Source organism: Sphingomonas adhaesiva (assembly GCF_036946125.1).
Taxonomy (GTDB): Bacteria; Pseudomonadota; Alphaproteobacteria; order Sphingomonadales; family Sphingomonadaceae; genus Sphingomonas; species Sphingomonas adhaesiva_A.
The window spans coordinates 1,675,321-1,692,048 of sequence record NZ_JAQIJT010000002.1 but is presented as its reverse complement, the minus strand read 5'-3'; the positions used below and the strand labels follow the sequence as shown (position 1 = coordinate 1,692,048).

At 72.3% G+C, this 16,728-nt stretch carries 18 protein-coding genes; 5 read left to right on the top strand and 13 right to left on the bottom strand.

Annotated elements, in window-relative coordinates:
* Positions 1–61: 61 nt before the first annotated feature.
* From glgC to PGN23_RS14300, 4 genes are all read left to right on the top strand, one after another.
* Positions 62–1,321, top strand: a complete 1,260-nt coding sequence (glgC, locus tag PGN23_RS14315) for a glucose-1-phosphate adenylyltransferase (RefSeq protein ID WP_335303650.1) — start codon at positions 62–64, stop codon at positions 1,319–1,321.
* Between the two features lie 104 nt (positions 1,322–1,425).
* Positions 1,426–2,868: a glycogen synthase GlgA gene (gene glgA, locus PGN23_RS14310; RefSeq protein WP_335303649.1), complete on the top strand. Its 1,443-nt coding sequence runs from the start codon at positions 1,426–1,428 to the stop codon at positions 2,866–2,868.
* Positions 2,865–4,484 carry an alpha-D-glucose phosphate-specific phosphoglucomutase gene (locus tag PGN23_RS14305; protein ID WP_335303648.1) on the top strand — a complete coding sequence of 540 codons (1,620 nt, stop codon included), beginning with the start codon at positions 2,865–2,867 and terminating at the stop codon, positions 4,482–4,484. Before glgA ends, PGN23_RS14305 begins: the two co-directional genes overlap by 4 nt.
* Positions 4,481–6,184 (top strand): glycogen debranching protein, encoded by a 1,704-nt coding sequence (locus tag PGN23_RS14300; RefSeq protein WP_335303647.1) that lies wholly within the window; start codon positions 4,481–4,483, stop codon positions 6,182–6,184. Before PGN23_RS14305 ends, PGN23_RS14300 begins: the two co-directional genes overlap by 4 nt.
* Here PGN23_RS14300 and PGN23_RS14295 read toward each other — a convergent pair.
* The 9 genes from PGN23_RS14295 to cbiE all read right to left on the bottom strand — a co-directional run bounded on the left by PGN23_RS14295 (position 6,181) and on the right by cbiE (position 12,847).
* Entirely contained in the window at positions 6,181–6,516 is a 336-nt protein-coding gene (locus tag PGN23_RS14295; protein ID WP_335303645.1) for a PilZ domain-containing protein, read from the bottom strand. The two genes, PGN23_RS14300 and PGN23_RS14295, sit on opposite strands and share 4 nt — an antisense overlap.
* Positions 6,517–6,609: 93 nt before the next feature.
* On the bottom strand, positions 6,610–7,020 hold the full coding sequence (locus PGN23_RS14290; protein ID WP_335303644.1) for a DUF1636 domain-containing protein: 411 nt from the start codon (positions 7,018–7,020) through the stop codon (positions 6,610–6,612).
* A gap of 31 nt (positions 7,021–7,051) precedes the next feature.
* The gene (gene bluB / locus PGN23_RS14285; protein WP_335303643.1) at positions 7,052–7,693 is read right to left on the bottom strand and encodes a 5,6-dimethylbenzimidazole synthase; all 642 of its coding nucleotides are present in this window, start codon (positions 7,691–7,693) and stop codon (positions 7,052–7,054) included.
* Positions 7,690–8,439, bottom strand: coding sequence for a precorrin-6A synthase (deacetylating) (gene cobF, locus PGN23_RS14280; protein ID WP_335303641.1), 750 nt, complete (start codon positions 8,437–8,439; stop codon positions 7,690–7,692). The genes bluB and cobF overlap by 4 nt, the downstream gene beginning before the upstream one ends.
* Positions 8,436–9,164, bottom strand: coding sequence for a uroporphyrinogen-III C-methyltransferase (gene cobA / locus PGN23_RS14275; RefSeq protein WP_335303640.1), 729 nt, complete (start codon positions 9,162–9,164; stop codon positions 8,436–8,438). The genes cobF and cobA overlap by 4 nt, the downstream gene beginning before the upstream one ends.
* Positions 9,161–10,486: a cobyrinate a,c-diamide synthase gene (locus tag PGN23_RS14270; protein WP_335303638.1), complete on the bottom strand. Its 1,326-nt coding sequence runs from the start codon at positions 10,484–10,486 to the stop codon at positions 9,161–9,163. The genes cobA and PGN23_RS14270 overlap by 4 nt, the downstream gene beginning before the upstream one ends.
* The gene (cobM, locus tag PGN23_RS14265; RefSeq protein WP_335303636.1) at positions 10,483–11,268 is read right to left on the bottom strand and encodes a precorrin-4 C(11)-methyltransferase; all 786 of its coding nucleotides are present in this window, start codon (positions 11,266–11,268) and stop codon (positions 10,483–10,485) included. The genes PGN23_RS14270 and cobM overlap by 4 nt, the downstream gene beginning before the upstream one ends.
* Positions 11,265–11,642 carry a cobalamin biosynthesis protein gene (locus PGN23_RS14260; RefSeq protein WP_335303635.1) on the bottom strand — a complete coding sequence of 126 codons (378 nt, stop codon included), beginning with the start codon at positions 11,640–11,642 and terminating at the stop codon, positions 11,265–11,267. The genes cobM and PGN23_RS14260 overlap by 4 nt, the downstream gene beginning before the upstream one ends.
* Complete coding sequence (gene cbiE, locus PGN23_RS14255; RefSeq protein WP_335303634.1) at positions 11,639–12,847, bottom strand: precorrin-6y C5,15-methyltransferase (decarboxylating) subunit CbiE; 1,209 nt, start codon at positions 12,845–12,847, stop codon at positions 11,639–11,641. Before cbiE ends, PGN23_RS14260 begins: the two co-directional genes overlap by 4 nt.
* On the opposite strand from cbiE, the gene PGN23_RS14250 reads away from it, so the two are divergent.
* Positions 12,846–13,595, top strand: coding sequence for a cobalt-precorrin-6A reductase (locus tag PGN23_RS14250; protein WP_335303633.1), 750 nt, complete (start codon positions 12,846–12,848; stop codon positions 13,593–13,595). The two genes, cbiE and PGN23_RS14250, sit on opposite strands and share 2 nt — an antisense overlap.
* Here PGN23_RS14250 and cobJ read toward each other — a convergent pair.
* The 4 genes from cobJ to PGN23_RS14230 are packed head-to-tail and all read right to left on the bottom strand — an operon-like array spanning position 13,571 to position 16,711.
* Complete coding sequence (gene cobJ, locus PGN23_RS14245; protein WP_335303632.1) at positions 13,571–14,314, bottom strand: precorrin-3B C(17)-methyltransferase; 744 nt, start codon at positions 14,312–14,314, stop codon at positions 13,571–13,573. The genes PGN23_RS14250 and cobJ overlap by 25 nt on opposite strands.
* Positions 14,311–15,036 (bottom strand): precorrin-2 C(20)-methyltransferase, encoded by a 726-nt coding sequence (cobI, locus tag PGN23_RS14240; RefSeq protein WP_335303630.1) that lies wholly within the window; start codon positions 15,034–15,036, stop codon positions 14,311–14,313. The genes cobJ and cobI overlap by 4 nt, the downstream gene beginning before the upstream one ends.
* Complete coding sequence (locus PGN23_RS14235; protein WP_335303629.1) at positions 15,033–15,662, bottom strand: precorrin-8X methylmutase; 630 nt, start codon at positions 15,660–15,662, stop codon at positions 15,033–15,035. Before PGN23_RS14235 ends, cobI begins: the two co-directional genes overlap by 4 nt.
* Positions 15,662–16,711 carry a cobalamin biosynthesis protein CobG gene (locus tag PGN23_RS14230; RefSeq protein ID WP_335303628.1) on the bottom strand — a complete coding sequence of 350 codons (1,050 nt, stop codon included), beginning with the start codon at positions 16,709–16,711 and terminating at the stop codon, positions 15,662–15,664. Before PGN23_RS14230 ends, PGN23_RS14235 begins: the two co-directional genes overlap by 1 nt.
* Positions 16,712–16,728: the final 17 nt, after the last annotated feature.

The window sequence follows — 16,728 nt, the reverse complement described above, 5'->3', positions numbered from 1 at the left end:
AGCGCAGTTCCGACGTTAACCGTAATTTCATAATTGTAAAGAGTGTCAGGGAGAGAGCGACGTGGACGAACGCAGAGGTCAGCCGCTGGCTCGTGACGCCATGGCCTATGTACTGGCGGGCGGACGTGGTAGCCGCTTGAAGGAATTGACCGATACCCGCGCGAAGCCCGCGGTGTACTTCGGCGGCAAGAGCCGGATCATCGACTTCGCGCTGTCGAACGCGCTCAACTCGGGTATCCGCCGCATCGGCGTGGCGACGCAGTACAAGGCGCACTCGCTGATCCGCCATCTTCAGCGCGGCTGGAACTTCCTTCGGCCCGAGCGCAACGAAAGCTTCGATATCCTGCCCGCGTCGCAGCGTATCAGCGAATTTCAATGGTATGAGGGCACGGCGGACGCCGTCTATCAGAACATCGACATCATCGAGGATATCGCGCCCGAATATATGGTCATCCTGGCCGGCGACCATATCTACAAGATGGATTACGAGATCATGTTGCGCCAGCATTGCGACAGCGGTGCCGACGTGACCGTCGCGTGCATGGAGGTGCCGCGGATGGAGGCGAGCGCGTTCGGCGTCATGCACGTCGACGCGCAGGACCGCATCGTCGATTTCGTCGAGAAGCCCGCCGATCCGCCGTCGATCCCCGGCCAGCCCGACGTCGCGCTCGCCAGCCTGGGCATCTACGTCTTCCATACGCGCGTCCTGATCGATGAGCTGAAGCGCGATGCCGGGACGGCGGGGTCGAGCCGCGATTTCGGGAAGGACATCATCCCGTATCTGGTGAAGGGCGGGAAGGCGATCGCGCACCGCTTCTCCGCCAGTTGCGTCCGCTCGCCCGACGAGCCTGCGGCCTACTGGCGCGACGTCGGCACGGTCGATGCCTATTGGGAGGCCAATATCGACCTCACCGACGTGGTGCCGCAGCTCGACCTGTACGACCGCAGCTGGCCGCTGTGGACCTATGCCGAGCTGACCCCGCCGGCGAAGTTCGTCCACGACCTGGACGGGCGCCGCGGGCAGGCGGTGTCGAGTCTGATCGCGGGCGACTGCATCATCTCCGGGTCCGACATCCACCGCAGCCTGGTGTCGACCGGCGTGCGCGCGCACAGCTATTCCGCGCTCGATGAGGCGGTGGTGCTGCCCTATTGCAAGATCGGGCGCGGCGCGCATCTGTCGCGCGTGGTCATCGACCGCGGCGTGGTGATCCCCGACGGGCTGATCGTGGGGCAGGACCCCGAGCTCGACGGCCGCCGCTTCCGCCGCACCGACAAGGGCGTGTGCCTCATCACCCAGCCGATGATCGACGCGCTGGGGTGAGGGGGGTGGTAGTTTCGTCACCCTCACCCGTCCGGCGCTTCGCGCCTCCCTCCCTCTCCCGCTGGGAAAGGGAGGGGTGAGGGTGACCACGTGAGGCTATCTGCATGACCATCTCCGTCCTCTCCGTCGCGTCCGAAGCCTATCCGCTGGTCAAGACCGGCGGGCTGGCGGACGTGGTCGGCGCGCTGCCGGCCGCGCTGGCGCCGCACGACGTCGCCACCACCACCCTTCTCCCCGGCTACCCGGCGGTGCTCGCCGCGCTGAACCGTCCGCGCGCGGTGCACCGCTGGGCCGACCTGCTCGGCACGCCCGCGCGGCTGCTCGCGGGGACGCTCGACGGCGCGCAGCCGCTGCTGGCGCTCGACGCGCCCGCGCTCTTCGCGCGGGAGGGCGGGCTCTACGCCGATGCGCTGGGGCGCGACTGGGAGGACAATTGGCGCCGCTTCGCCGCCCTCTCGCGCGCCGCGGCCGATCTCGCGACGGGTGCGGTGAAGGGGCGGCGGTTCGACGTGCTCCATGCGCACGACTGGCAGGCGGCACTGGCGCCCGCCTATCTTCGCTATGCCGGGGCGCCCGTGCGCAGCGTGATGACCGTCCACAACATCGCGTTCCAGGGGCGCTGTGACGCGGCGATCTTCGACGCGCTGGGGTTGCCGCCGGAGGCGTGGGCGATCGACGGCGTCGAATATTACGGCGGCGTCGGCCTGCTGAAGGGCGGGCTGGAGGCGGCGGATGCGATCACGACCGTCAGCCCGACCTATGCGCAGGAAATCCTGGAGCCCGCCTTCGGCATGGGGCTGGAGGGGCTGATCGCGGCGCGGCGCGCGCGTGTCCACGGCATCGTCAACGGGATCGATCCCGCGGTGTGGAACCCTGCCACCGACCGCGCGCTGCCGGCGCGCTATACCGATCGCACCCTGGCGAAGCGCGTCGTCAACAAGCGCGCGGTGGAGGCCGCGTTCGGGCTGGAGGAGGGCGATGCCCCGATCTTCTGCGTCATCAGCCGGCTGACGTGGCAGAAGGGGATGGATGTCCTCGCCGAATGTCTCGACGCGCTGGTCGCGATGGGCGGGCGCCTCGCCATGCTGGGGTCGGGCGACGCGGCGCTGGAACATGCCTTCCGCCTCGCCGCCGATCGGTATCCGGGCCGCGTCGGGGTGCGGATCGGTTACGACGAGCCGCTGTCGCACCTGTTGCAGGGCGGGTCCGACGCGATCCTGATCCCCTCGCGGTTCGAACCGTGCGGGCTGACCCAGCTCTACGGCCTCGCCTACGGCTGCGTGCCGGTGGTGGCGCGCACCGGCGGGCTGGCGGATACGGTGATCGACGCGAACGAGGCGGCGCTGGATGCGGGGGTGGCGACCGGCGTGCAGTTCGACGGTGTCACGCGCGAGACATTGACCGCCGCTATCGCGCGCACCGTCGCGATTCACCGCACGCCCGATCGCTGGACGACGCTCCAGCGCCGCGGCATGCGATCCGACTTCTCCTGGGCAAAGAGCGGCGAACGCTATGCCCGGCTCTACAGGGAGCTTCTGTCCGCATGATCCGTACCCATCCGACGACGCCCTTCGACGATCAGAAGCCGGGGACCTCCGGGCTGCGCAAGAAGGTGCGCGTGTTCCAGCGGCCCAACTATGCGGAGAACTTCATCCAGTCGGTGTTCGACGTGGTGGAGGGGAAGGACGGCGCGACGCTGGTGATCGGCGGCGACGGGCGCTACCTCAACCGCGAGGTGATCCAGACCGCGATCCGCATGGCCGCCGCGGCGGGCTTCGCGCGGGTGGTGGTGGGACAGGGCGGCATCCTGTCGACGCCCGCCGCCTCGAACGTGATCCGCCGGCGCGGCGCGCTGGGCGGGCTGGTGCTGTCGGCCAGCCACAATCCGGGCGGGCCGGACGAGGATTTCGGGATCAAGTACAATGTCGCCAACGGCGGCCCCGCGCCGGAGAAGGTGACCGAGGCGATCCATGCGCGGACGCTGTCGATCGCCGAGTGGAAGGCGGCGGACAGCGCGGACATCGACCTCGATACGCTCGGCGAGGTGACGGTGGAGGGAATGACGGTCGAGGTCATCGACCCCGTCGCCGATTACGCCGCGCTGATGGAGACGCTGTTCGACTTCGACGCGATCCGGGGTGCCGGCCTGACCATCGCCTTCGACGCGATGAGTGCCGTTACGGGACCTTATGCGCGGGAGATTCTGGTCAACCGGCTGGGTTTCGCCGCCGACAGCGTGATGAATGGTGAGCCTTTGGAGGACTTTGGCGGGCATCACCCCGACCCGAATCTGGTCCACGCGCGCCAACTTCACCAACTTATGATGTCGGACGCCGCGCCCGACTTCGGCGCGGCCTCGGACGGCGACGGCGACCGCAACCTCATCATCGGGCGCGGGCGCTTCGTCACCCCGTCCGACAGCCTGGCGATGCTCGCCGCCAACGCGCATCTCGCGCCCGGCTATGCCGCCGGGCTGAAGGGGATCGCGCGCTCCATGCCCACCAGCGCCGCCGCCGATCGCGTGGCGGAGGCGATGAATATCCCGATCTTCGAGACGCCGACGGGGTGGAAGTTCTTCGGCAACCTGCTCGACGCCGGCATGGCGACGATCTGCGGCGAGGAAAGCGCCGGGACCGGCAGCGACCATGTCCGCGAGAAGGACGGGCTGTGGGCCGTGCTGCTGTGGCTCAATATCCTGGCGGCGACCGGCAAGAGCGTCGACACGATCGCGCGCGAGCATTGGGCGCGTTTCGGCCGCAACTATTACGCGCGCCACGATTACGAGGGCGTCGACAGCGCCGCCGCCGACACGCTGATGGCGGGGTTGCGCGGGCAGCTGGCGGAACTGCCCGGCCGCTCCTTCGGCGCGCTGACCGTCGCCGCAGCGGACGACTTCGCCTATGAGGATCCGACCGACGGTTCGGTCAGCCGCCACCAGGGCGTGCGCGTGCTGTTCGCGGGCGGCAGCCGCGTCGTCTTCCGCCTGTCGGGCACGGGCACCAGCGGCGCGACGCTGCGCGTCTATCTGGAGCGGTACGAGCCCGCGGGCGGCGACCTCGACGCCGACACCGGCGTGATGCTGGCGGAGATCGTCGCCGCGGCGGATGCGATCGCGGGCATCGCGCAGCATACCGGCCGCACCGAACCCGACGTCATCACGTGACCGCCGTCGTCGTCGCGGGCGGCACGCGCTTCTCGGTCCGCGCCCCGCGCGCGGCGGCGGTGTGGCTGTGCCTGTTCGACCCCGACGAGCGCCGCATCGCGATGACCCGCGAGGGCGACGACTGGCACGCCGAGGTGAGCGGCGTGGGCGAGGGTGCATGCTACGGCTTTCGCGCGGACGGGCCGGTGCCGTTCGATGCCGCCAAGCTGCTGGTCGACCCGCACGCGGTGACGCTGGACCGCCCCTTCGTGCAGGATCCGCGTCTGGCCGAGTTCGGCGCGGATACCGCCGATCGGGTACCGCGCGCGATCGTCACCGCGCCGCTGCCCGCGCTGGACCTGCCGCCGGTGCTGCGCGCCGGCGGGCTGATCTACGAGGTCAACGTCCGCGGCTTCACGATGCTGCACCCCGACGTGCCGGTGGCGCAGCGCGGGACGGTGGCGGCGCTGGCGCATCCGGCGGTGATCGCGCACCTGAAGCGGATCGGGGTGTCCGCGGTGGAGATGATGCCCATCGTCGCCTGGATCGACGAACGGCACCTGCCCCCGCTGGGGCTGCGCAACGCCTGGGGCTACAATCCCGTCGTGCCGATGGCGCTCGACCCGCGCCTCGTCCCGGGCGGGGTGGCGGAACTGCGCGAGACGGTGGAAGCGCTGCGGCGCGCGGGTATCGGCACGATCCTCGATCTCGTCTTCAACCACAGCGGGGAGAGCGACCTGCTCGGCCCGACGCTCGCGCTGCGCGGGCTGGACGATGCGGCCCATGCGCGCGCGCCGGACGGGACGCTCATCAACGATACCGGGACCGGCAACACGCTGGACTTCGCGAACCCGGCGGTGCGCGCGCTGGTGCTGGGCACGTTGCGGCATTTCGTGACGCAGGCGGGGGTCGACGGCTTCCGCTTCGACCTGGCGACGATCATGGCGCGCGGGCCGGGGTTCGACGCGCAGGCGCCGATCTTCGCCGAGATCGCCGCCGATCCGCTGCTGTCGCGGCGGATCATGATCGCGGAGCCGTGGGATCCCGGTCCCGGCGGTTATCGCCTAGGCGAGTTTCCGGCCGATTGGTGGGAGTGGAACGACCGCTACCGCGACGACGTGCGGCGGTTCTGGCGCGGGGACGGCGGCATCGGCGCGCTGGCGACGCGGTTATGCGGGTCGGCCGACGTGTTCGGCGCCGGGCGGACGCGCGGCGTGAGCTTCGTCGCGGCGCACGACGGCTTCACCCTGCGCGACGTGGCGACCTATGCCGAGCGGCGCAATCACGCCAATGGCGAGGACAATCGCGACGGCCATCACGGCGAGATCGCGTGGGCGCGCGGCGGGGAGGGCGTTCGCGCGATGCTGGCGACGCTGTTCGCGACGCGCGGGACGATCATGCTGTGCGCGGGCGACGAGTTCGGACGGACGCAGGGCGGCAACAACAACGCCTATGCGCAGGATAACGAAACCGTCTGGCTCGACTGGGACGGCCGCGACCTCGCGCTGGAGGACTATGTCGCCGGGCTGGCGACGCTGCGGGCCGCGTGTCCGGCGCTCGCCGATCCGGCGATACGCCACGACGCGCGCTGGTTCCGCCGTGACGGCGCACCGATGCGCGCCGAGGATTGGGCGAGCGCGGATGCGGTGGAGATGCGGCTGCCCGAGGTCAGCGTGACGATCGACCGCGCCGCCGGTACGGTCGCGATCGTTCCGGCCTAGCCGATCATCAGTTGCGGCGCGTTGTTCGTGGCGTCGGTCAGGCGGCGCAGTTCGTCGTGCGACAGCGGCTTGAGGAATTCGCAGCCGAACGTGTCGCCCTCGGCCCAGGTGACGCGCGCGTGGCGCGCGGCGTGGCCGGGGAGGGTGAGGTTCAGCAACGTGCCCGACGGCAGCGGCAGCGAGGCGCGCCCGCGCAGCCCCAGCAGCGACGCGTCCAGGATCGAGATCGACAGCGCGAGCTTCGCGGTGGCGCGGCAATCGACCGGATGTCGCGGCGCGCGACGCTGGTCGATGGAGGAAGCGGGGGCGGAGCGTCGAGCGGAAACGGGCATGCCCTCCTGGTAGCGATCATGGGTAAACGAGACGTGAGCAAAACCGCCGGTTTACGGTTATCGCGCCGGTAACCATCCGATCGCGCACGCGGCTCAGCTGTCGGTGACGTAGCCGGCGGGGGGCACGCGCGCGATGAAATGCCCCTTCACCCCCTGCGGCCATTGCCTGAACGGCACGCGGCCGTGCTCGCTCCGGCCATAGGCCACCGCATAGTCGAGGAGCGCGCGGGCGGCATCCGCGTCCGGGGTGAAGCGGCCGAGCAGATAGCCGACCTTCCCCGGCGCGCGCAGGTGTACCGAGCAATGTTCGGTGCAGGAGAACAGGCACGGCATCCGCTGGATCGCGACGCCGGCGTAGCGCGGGTCGCCGTCCCTGACGGCGGTGAGCGCTGCGGCGAAGGCGGCGCCGCCGCGTTCGCCATCGTCATTCTCGCGGCGGTCGGGCGTGAAGCGGCACGTGGTGCAGGCGACGATCGCCAGCGTGTCATCGGCAGGAGTCAGCATGGGTCGGGGTCATCCCTTTCGAATTGTCGGGTCATCGTTCGAACAGGCGGTCGGCGATCGGCTCGCGGGCCTGCCAGTCGCGTCGTTCGAGCTCGGGAACGGCGGAGGGGGCGACCGGCCTGCCGAGGCAGAGCAGGGCGACGAAGGACCAGTGCGGGGGCACCCGAAGCATCGCGCTGACCGCGTCGGGGTCGAGGATCGATACCCAGCCGAGGCCGTAGCCGCGCGCATGGGCCGCCAGCCACAGCGTGTGGATCGCGATGACGGTCGAATCGCGCAGCGTCCCCGGCATGGTGGCGCGGCCCAGGCCGTGGCCGGCGAGGGGATCGACGTCGTGGAAGACCGCGAGCACCTCGGGCGCCTCGCGCAGTCCGTGCAGCTTCAGCGTCGCGTAGCGGTCGCGACGCCCCTCATTGCTCAGGTTCGCCGCGGCGGCGCGGCTTTCGGCATCGACATGGTCCGCCAAGCGGTGGCGCAGGGCCGGCGAGCGGAGGCGGACGAAGCGCCACGGCTGCGCGTTGCCGACCGACGGCGCCCAGCGGACGGCGGCGAGCAGCGTCTCCATGACCGCATCCGGAACCGGATCGGCGGTGAAATGCCGTACGTCGCGCCGCCAGCGGAACAGCTCGTCCAGCCGGTCGACGAAGTCGGCATCGAACAGCGGCGCGGTCATGCGGCGCGGCTCAGCAGGTAGGTGTCCATGATCCAGCCGTGCTCGCGGCGCAGCGCGGCGCGGCGCTCCACGATCGATGCCGCGACATCCGCCAGCGGGCCGCTGGCCAGCGCCTGGTTCGGCATGCCCAGATAAGCGCCCCACCAGATGCGCACGCCCGCGGGCGGCAGGGTGGCGAAGGTGCAGTCGCCGTCCAGCATCACCGCGACGCGGTCCGCGCCCCCGGGCCAGCCGTCGCGCAGTCGCCGTCCGGTGGTGATGACGACCGGCGCGCCGAGTTCGTTGAGCGGGGTGGCGTGCGCGGCGGTGAGCGCCTGCAGGCTGGTGATGCCGGGGACGACGTGGATCCGCATCGCCATGCCGTCGCCGCGCAGGCGCTCCGCGATGCGTAGCGTGCTGTCGTAGAGCGACGGATCGCCCCAGACCAGCAGCGCCAGACGCCCGCCGCCGGGCAGATGCCGGGCGATCTGCGCGGCCCAGGTGGCGGCGACCGCGGCGTGCCATTCGGCTACCCCGGACAGATAGTCCCGCCGCGCATCGCGGACGGGCAGGTCGAACTCGACGATGCGGACCGGGCAGGTCAGCGCGACGGCGCACAGCATGCGGCGCACGTCGATCAGGTCCGAACGCGCTGTGCCCTTGCGGGGCAGGAGGATGAGGTCGGCGGCGTTCATCGCCGCCTCCGCCTGGCGCGTCAGATGGTCCGGATTGCCGGTGCCGATGCCGATCAGGTGGAGGTCGATCATGCCTCGTCCTCACCCCGCAGCGGGCCGTAGAGGATCAGGGCGGGGGCACTCCCCAGCTCGGTCGCAAGCATCCGTGCCAGCCCTGCGATGGTCGAGCGGTGCAGGCGCTGGTCGGGGTGGCCGACATTCTCGGCCAGAAGCGCGGGCGTGTCCGGTGGCAGGCCGTGGGCGCATAGTTGCGCGAAAAGCGCCGCGAAGGTGCGTTTCGGCATGAAGACGACGGTCGTCGCCTGCGCATCGGCGAGCGCCGCCATGTTGAGCGCCCCGGGCAGGCGGCCGGTGACGTCGTGGCCGGTCACGAACTGCACCCGGCGCGCGCTCAGCCGGCGGGTCAGCGGGATCGCGGCGGCGGCGGCGGCCGCGGAGGCTGAGGTGACGCCGGGGACGATCTCGAAGGCGATGCCCGCCGTGCGGAGCGCGACGATCTCCTCCTCCAGCCGGCCGAAGATCGCCGGATCGCCCGACTTCAGCCGGACGACGTGCGCGCCCGTGGCGGCGTGGTCGACCAGCAGTTGCGAGACGTGCGCCTGCGAGGGCGACGGCCGCCCGGCGCGCTTCCCGACCGGCACCAGCGTGGCGCCTGCGCGGATATGGTCGAGCAGCGGGCCGGAGGACAAATCGTCGAACAGCACGACGTCGGCGCGGCGCAGCCGATCGACCGCCTTCAGCGTCAGCAGCTCCGGGTCGCCCGGCCCCGAACCGACGAAGGAGACGAAGCCGGTCATCGCGCGGGCGCGATCAGGTGGAAGAAGGTGCCGGAGACGCGGCCCCGATACGATCCGGTTTCGGCGACCGCGGCCCCCTCCGCATCCACGACCTGCGCCAGCGGCGTGTCGGGCTGCTCCAGGATCGTCGAATAATGGAATTCGTGACCGCGCAGCATTGTGCCCGGGGAGTAACCGGCCACCTCCGCACGAAGCGTCGCCTTGCGGTAGCCCAGATGCATGCGGCGCCGCGCATAACTGGTGACGAGGCCGAGCAGGCCGGCCATGCGGTGGGCTACCCCCTCCGCATCGATCAGCGCCTCGCCAAGCGCCATATAGCCGCCGCACTCGCCGTGGACCGGCCGGGTGCGCGCATGCTCGGCGAGCGCCGCGTGGAAGGTCGTCGCCGCGGCGAGGCGACCGGCGTGCAGCTCGGGGTAGCCGCCGGGCAGCCAGACGAGGTCGGCGCTCGCATCCGGCGCCTCGTCCGCCAGCGGGGAAAAGGGCAGGATCTCGGCACCGGCGTGGCGCCACGCATCCACGATATGCGGGTAGGTGAAGGAGAAGGCGGCATCCTGCGCCAGCGCGATTCGCTGTGCCGGAGGGGCGAGCTGCGGGCGCTCGGCCGGCGGGCGTGGCGCAGCGGTGGCGGTGGCGGTGGCGGTGGCGGCGGCGCGGAGCGCGGCGAGATCGACGTGCGCGCGCAGGAAGGTCGCATAGGACGCGATCCGCGCGTCGAGGTCGGCGTGCTCGCCGGCCTGGACGAGGCCGAGATGCCGTTCGGGCAGGGTCAGGTCGCCGCGGCGTGGCAGGGCGCCGAACACGGGCAGCCCGACCGCGGCCATGCCGCTGCGCGCGAGGCGTTCGTGCCGCGGACTGGCGACGCGATTGAGGATCACGCCGGCGACCGGCAGCGCGGCGTCGTAGCGTGCGAAGCCGAGCGCGGTGGCGGCGGCGGACTGCGCCTGACCCGATACGTCGACGACCAGCACGACCGCCCATCCCATCCGGCCCGCGATGTCGGCGCTGGCGCCGTTGCCCGTGGCGCCGGCGGCGGCGACCCCGTCGAAGAGGCCCATCGACCCCTCGGTGAGGACGAGGTCGGCGTCGTGCGCGTGAGCCGCGAGGCGGTCGAGCATCGTCGCGGGCATCGCCCAACTGTCGAGGTTGAACGAGCGGCGGCCGCTGGCGGCATGGTGGAAGGCGGGATCGATATAGTCGGGGCCGCTCTTGAACGGCTGCACGGCCAGCCCCTCGTCGCGCAGCGCGCGCAGCAGGCCGAGCATGACGGTCGTCTTGCCGGTGCCCGACGACGGCGCGGCGATCATCAGTCCGGGCGTCATGCCTGCGGCTCCGCGAAGCGCGACGCGGCGTCGCGGGGGCGGAACCGCCGGTCGTATCCGGGCGCGTAGAGGCTGCTCTCGACGAAGTTGTCCGCCCCCAGCACCGGCCCGACCAGGATCAGCGCGGTCCGCTCCAGCCCCCCTGCGGCGGCGTCGACGATCGTGCCCAGCGTCGCGCGGACGATACGCTCGTCGGGCCAGCTTGCGCGCCACACGATCGCGGCGGGGCAGTCCGCGCCATAGGCCGGCGTCAGGTCGGCGACGACGCGGTCGAGGACGTGGATCGACAGGTGGATCGCCAGCGTCGCGCCGGTGGCGGCGAAGGTGGTCAGCCGTTCGGCGGCGGGCATCGTGCTGGCGCGGCCCGGCGTGCGGGTCAGCACGACGGACTGGGTGAGGCCGGGCAGCGTCAGCTCCGCCTCCAGCGCGGCGGCGGCGGCGGCGAAGGCGGGGACGCCGGGGGTGATGGTGAAGGGGATGCCGAGCGCCCGCAGCCGCCGCATCTGCTCGCCCATCGCGGACCAGATCGACAGGTCGCCCGAATGCAGCCGCGCCACGTCGTGCCCGGCGTCGTGCGCGGTCGCGATCTCCTCCAGGATCGCGTCGAGCGCCATCGGCGCGGTATTCACGATCCGCGCGCCCGGCGGGCAATGGTCGAGCAGCGCCCTCGGCACCAGCGATCCGGCATAGAGGCATACCGGCGAAGCGGCGATCCGGTCGCGCCCGCGCAGCGTCAGCAGGTCGGGTGCGCCGGGGCCGGCGCCGATGAAGTGGATTGTCATGGGGTCGATCCTTCGGCGATGGCGCAGGTCGCCATCCGGTCGGGGGAGATGCGGCGGTAGGCGATCAGGCGTGCGCCCCCTCCTGTGCCGGCGCCGGCGCCGGCGAGCGCGGCGGCCTCCGCCACGCTGCCCGTGTCCCGCGCGGCGAGGCTGGCGGCGGAGCGGGTCGCGGTCGTGGCGTCGCGGAGCGCGGCGGGGGCGATCGGCAGGACGGGGAGCCCGAGCCGCTCGCCCAGGATGCCGAGCGGGGCGATCTTGTCGGCCGGGGCGGCGAGGGCGGCGACGTCCGGTCGGCCGGCCTGCGCCAGGATCAGCGCGGCCTGGAGCGACTCCGCGGTCGCGCCGCTGCGAAAGCCGAAGCCGGCGACGATCACAGCGTCACGCTCCACTGCACCACCGGGAAATGCGCGCGCCAGCCGCGACGCGTACCGATCGGCGTGACGGTCGACAGATCGATCCGCAGCAGGTCGCCGCCCTTCACGGCCTGCCATTGCATCGCCAGCGCCTCGGATTCGAGCGTGACGGCGTTGGCGACCAGTCGCGTGCCGGCGGGAAGGTGCTGCCACAGCCAGCGCAGGAGCGCATCCGACAGCCCCCCGCCGATGAAGATCGCGTCCGGCGGCGGGTGGCCGGCGAGCGCGTCGGGCGCGCGGCCGTCGATCACCCGAAGACGCTCGACGCCGAGGCTGGCGGCGTTGGCGCGCGCGCGCGCGGCGCGGACGGGGTCGGCCTCGAACGCCAGCGCGCGGTTGGCGGGGTCGGCCAGCAGCCATTCGATGCCGATCGACCCGGATCCCGCGCCGATGTCCCACAACGTCTCGCCCGGACGTGGCGCGAGCGAGGACAGGGTCAGGGCGCGCACGGGCCGCCTGGTGATCTGCCCATCGTGCGCGAACCATTCGTCGGGGAGACCTGCGGCGGCGGGAAGGACGGGGCCGGCGCCCGCGACGGCGATGGCGACGGCGACCGGATGCCGAGCATCGTCGACGGCATAAGCGCCGGCGTGGACGTGGCGTATGCGTTCGCGCGGGCCGCCCATCGCCTCGCAGACGTGGAGCATGCTGTCGCCGAAGCCCTCGTCGGTCAGATGGGTCGCCAGCGCCTTCACCGCCGCGCCGTCGCGCAGGGTCGCGACGATGCGCCGGCCCGGGGCCAGATGCGGACGTAACCGCGCGAGCGGGGCGGCGTGCAGGCCGAGGCAGCGCGTCTCCTCGATCGCCCAGCCGAGCCGGGCCGCCACCAGCGCGAAGGTGGAGGGGGCGGGATGCGCGACCCACTCGTCCGGCGACAGGTGGCGTGCGACGACCGATCCTGCGCCGAACCAGAACGGATCGCCCGACACCAGCATCACCACGCGGCGACCGCGCCGCGCGAGCAGCGGGGCGATCCCATCGGCGAAGGGCACCGGCCATGGCGCGCGCTCGCCGCCGCCATCGGGCAGCAACGCCAGATGGCGCGCCGCGCCGGTCAGCCAGTCGGCGCGCGCGATCGCGACGCGGCTTGCCGCGGACAGGCCGTCCGGTCCATCCTCGCCGATCCCGACGATCGTCAGCCACGGATGGGTGCCGCCTTCAACCATGACCCATGTCCTGATCCTGGGTGGCACGACCGAGGCGAGTGCGCTGGCGGCCGCGCTGGCGGAGGCGGGCGTCGAGGCGACGCTGAGCTATGCGGGGCGCGTGGCGACCCCGAAGCCGCAGCCCGTGGCGGTGCGGGTGGGCGGTTTCGGCGGCGTGGAAGGCCTCGTCGCCTGGCTGCGCGCAGCGAAGGTGACGCATCTGGTCGATGCGACGCATCCCTTCGCGGCGCAGATGAGCGCACACGCCGTCGCGGCGGCGATGGCGGCGGGCGTTCCGCATGTCGCGTTCACCCGGCCCGGCTGGGTCGCGGAGGCAGGCGACCGATGGACGCGCGCCGCCGACATCCCTGCCGCGGTGGCGGCGCTGACCGGGGCGCCGCGCCGGGTGATGCTGGCGCTGGGGCGGATGCATGTCGATGCCTTCGCCGCGCAGCCGCAGCACCATTACCTCCTGCGCTTCGTCGATCCCCCGCGCGCGGCGGTGGCGTTGCCCGCGCACGACCTGATCGTCGATCGCGGACCGTTCACGGTGGACGGCGACATCGCGCTGATGCGCGCGCATCGCAGCGACCTGCTGGTCTGCAAGAATGCCGGGGGCCTCGGTGCGCAGGCGAAGCTGGTCGCGGCGCGCACGCTGGGCGTGCCGGTGCTGATGATCGACCGGCCGCCGGTCCCCGAGCGGATCGAGCTGCATGACGTGGCGGCGGTGCTGCGCTGGCTGGGTCATGCCGCGGACCGCGGCGTGTAGAGGAAGCGCGTGCCCGGGATCGTCCGGGTGCGGCTGGAGCCGACGATGACGATCGTCCGCATGTCCGCCATGTCCGCACGCGCATCGGGCAGCGGCACGACGCGCAATCGCTCGTCCGGCGTCGACACGGCACGGGCGAACAGCACCGGGCGCCGGTCCGCGCAGGTGTCGCGCAGGATCGCCAGCGCGGCGGCCAGACCGTCGGGGCGCGCCCTAGAGCGCGGATTGTAGAAGGCGATGGCGAAATCCGCCTCCGCCGCCAGCCGGACGCGGCGCTCGATGATCGCCTGCGGCTTCAGATTGTCGGACAGGTTGATGGCGCAGAAATCGTGCCCCAGCGGTGCGCCCGCCCGCGCGGCGGCGGCGAGCATCGCGGTGATGCCGGGGAGCACCCGGACGTCCAGCGTCGCCCATCGCGCGGGTCCGCGTTCGATCGCCTCGAACACCGCCGCCGCCATCGCGAACACGCCGGGGTCGCCCGACGATACGACGACCACGCGGTGCCCCGCACCGGCGAGCTCGAGCGCCAGCGCGGCGCGGTCCATCTCGACACGATTGTCGGAGGGGTGCAGCGTCAGCCCCGCGCGTGGCGCGACGCGCGCGACATAGGGGATGTAGCCGACGACATCGGTCGCCGCCGCCAGCGCGGCACCGACCTCCGGCGTCACCAGCGCCTCGTCCCCCGGACCGAGCCCGGCGATCGCGATCCAGCCGCTCACGGGCGACGCCCCTGGCCGTAGATGAGCAGGATCGCGAAATAGGGAGCGACCGCATCCGCCTCGGCCAGCCGGGTGACGCGCTGCTGCGGCATGGCGGCATGTTCGATCAGCCACGCATCCGCCACACGCCCGGCGGCCGCGACCGCGCGGCGCAGCTTGGGCAGGTGGCGCCCGATCTTCATCACCACCAGCGCGTCGGTATCGGCGATGCGCCGCGCGAGATCGCGTTCGGGCAGGGTGGCGGTCAGGACGGTCAGCACGTCGTCGCCCCAGGTGATCGGGCTGCCGCTGGCGGTCCATGCACCCGACATGCCGGTGATGCCGGGCACGACCGCGACGCGCACGTCCCCGCTCAACCGGCTGTGGAGGTGCATGAAGGATCCGTAGAAGAAGGGGTCGCCCTCGCAGAGCACGACCACGTCCTCCCCGCGGTGCGCCAGCGCGCGCAGGTGATGCGCACAATCGGCGTAGAAGGCGCCGAGCCGCTCGTTGTAGCGCGGATCGTCGACGGGGATTTCGGTGGTGACCGGATATTCCATCGCGAACTCGGTCGCGTCGGGGTGGAGCATCCCGTCGACGATGCGGCGCGCATGGCCGGCGCGCCCCGCCTTGCGGAAGAAGGCGATGTGGCGCGCGCCGCGCACCAGCCGGTCCGCGCGCACGCTCATCAGATCCTGCGCGCCCGGGCCCAGGCCGACGCCGTGGATGGTGCCGGTCGTCATTCGGCGCGGCTCGCCAGCGCGTTGATCGCGGCCACGGTGATCGCGCTGCCGCCCGGGCGACCCGCGACCACGATGCAGGGGACGGGCTGCTCGGCCCACAACGCCGCCTTCGATTCCATCGCCCCGACGAAGCCGACCGGGCAGCCGATGATCGCCGCCGGGCGCGGGCAGGCGGGATCGGCGAGCATGTCGAGCAGGTGGAACAGCGCGGTCGGCGCGTTGCCGATCGCGACCAGGGCGCCGGCCAGATGAGGACGCCATAGCTCCAGCGCGGCGGCGGAGCGGGTGGTTCCGATCGCGCGTGCCAGCGCCGGCGTCTCCGGGGCGCCCAGGGTGCAGATCACCGGGTTGTCCGCGGGCAGGCGGGCGCGGGTGATCCCCTCCGACACCATGCGCGCGTCGCACAGGATGGGCGCGCCCGCCTCCAGCGCGGCACGCGCGACGGTGACGACGCCGGGCGAGAAGCGGATGTGCGCAGCCAGCTCGACGAGGCCCGCGGCGTGGATCATGCGGACCGCGACGATTTCCTCAGCGGCGTCGAAGCGGGCGAGATCGGCCTCGGCGCGGATGGTGGCGAAGGACTGGCGGTAGATGGCGGCGCCGTCCGTCTCATAGACATAAGGCATCAGGAGGCTCCGAAATGCTGGAGGACGGCAGCGGGGTCGAGCGCGGCGCGCGCGGGCGTGGCCCCGGCGCATGCGTCGAAGGCGAGGTCGTAGCGCCCCTCGCGCCCGGTGAGCACAACCGCCGCCGGTGCGGCGCGTGCGCAGCCCTTGGCGCAGCCCGAGACGTGGAGCCGGCCAGCGACGAAGGGCGCGAGCCGCAGCGCCAGCGCGCGCGTCGCGACGCTCGCTTGCGGGCAGGCGGGCGCGCCGACGCAGGCGTCGGCGGCAACGGGCGCGTCGGGCACGGGGAGGTCGTGATCGCCCTCGATCAGCAGCGCCCGCCACGGGGTCGTGCGGACCCCGGTGGGGGTCGAGCGGCGCAGCATCGCGTGGAAGGAGGGGGCGTCGATCCGCCCGAAGGCGAGCGGCCATGATGTACCGGGCATCTCCGCTAGCGGCCCCGCCGGCGCGGGACGTTCGGTCCCCTTTGCCCAATCCGGTAGGGGCGCGGCGTGGCGGGCCATCCGCTTCGCCGCGCTGCCGCCGCTTACGACGAACCATTTTGCGAGCGCGATCAGCGCGTCGACCTCGTGGCCGGGCGTGAGCAGGACCCCGGTCGCGCGTCCGTCCGCGCGCAGCAGCAGCCGGCCCGCCGCGGTCCGCTCGACCCGAAGATCGCCGGGCGCCTCGGCGAGCATCGGCGCGGGGCCGGCATCGATCGCGAACCCGAACTTGCCGGGCAGCGCGGGCAGCTCGCCAAGGCGGCGGTCGAGCTCCGTCGCGATCCGGTACGTGTCGTCGCCCGGCCTCCAGCAGGGTGCAGCGAGGGTCATGCGGCGGGCTTCGCGCGCCGGGTCGGGATCGACCAGGCCGAGCGCGACCAGCGCGGCGATCAGCATCTGCCAGCCGCCCTCGCTCACCCCCCGGATCTGCAGGTTGGCGCGGTTGGTCACGTCGATCTGGCCGTTGCCCTGCGCGATGGCCAGCTCGCACAGCGCCAGCATCGCGTCGCGGTCGAGCCGTCCCATCCGCGGTCGCACGCGCACCAGCAGGCCGTCGTCCGCCGTCATCGGTCGCCATGCGGTCG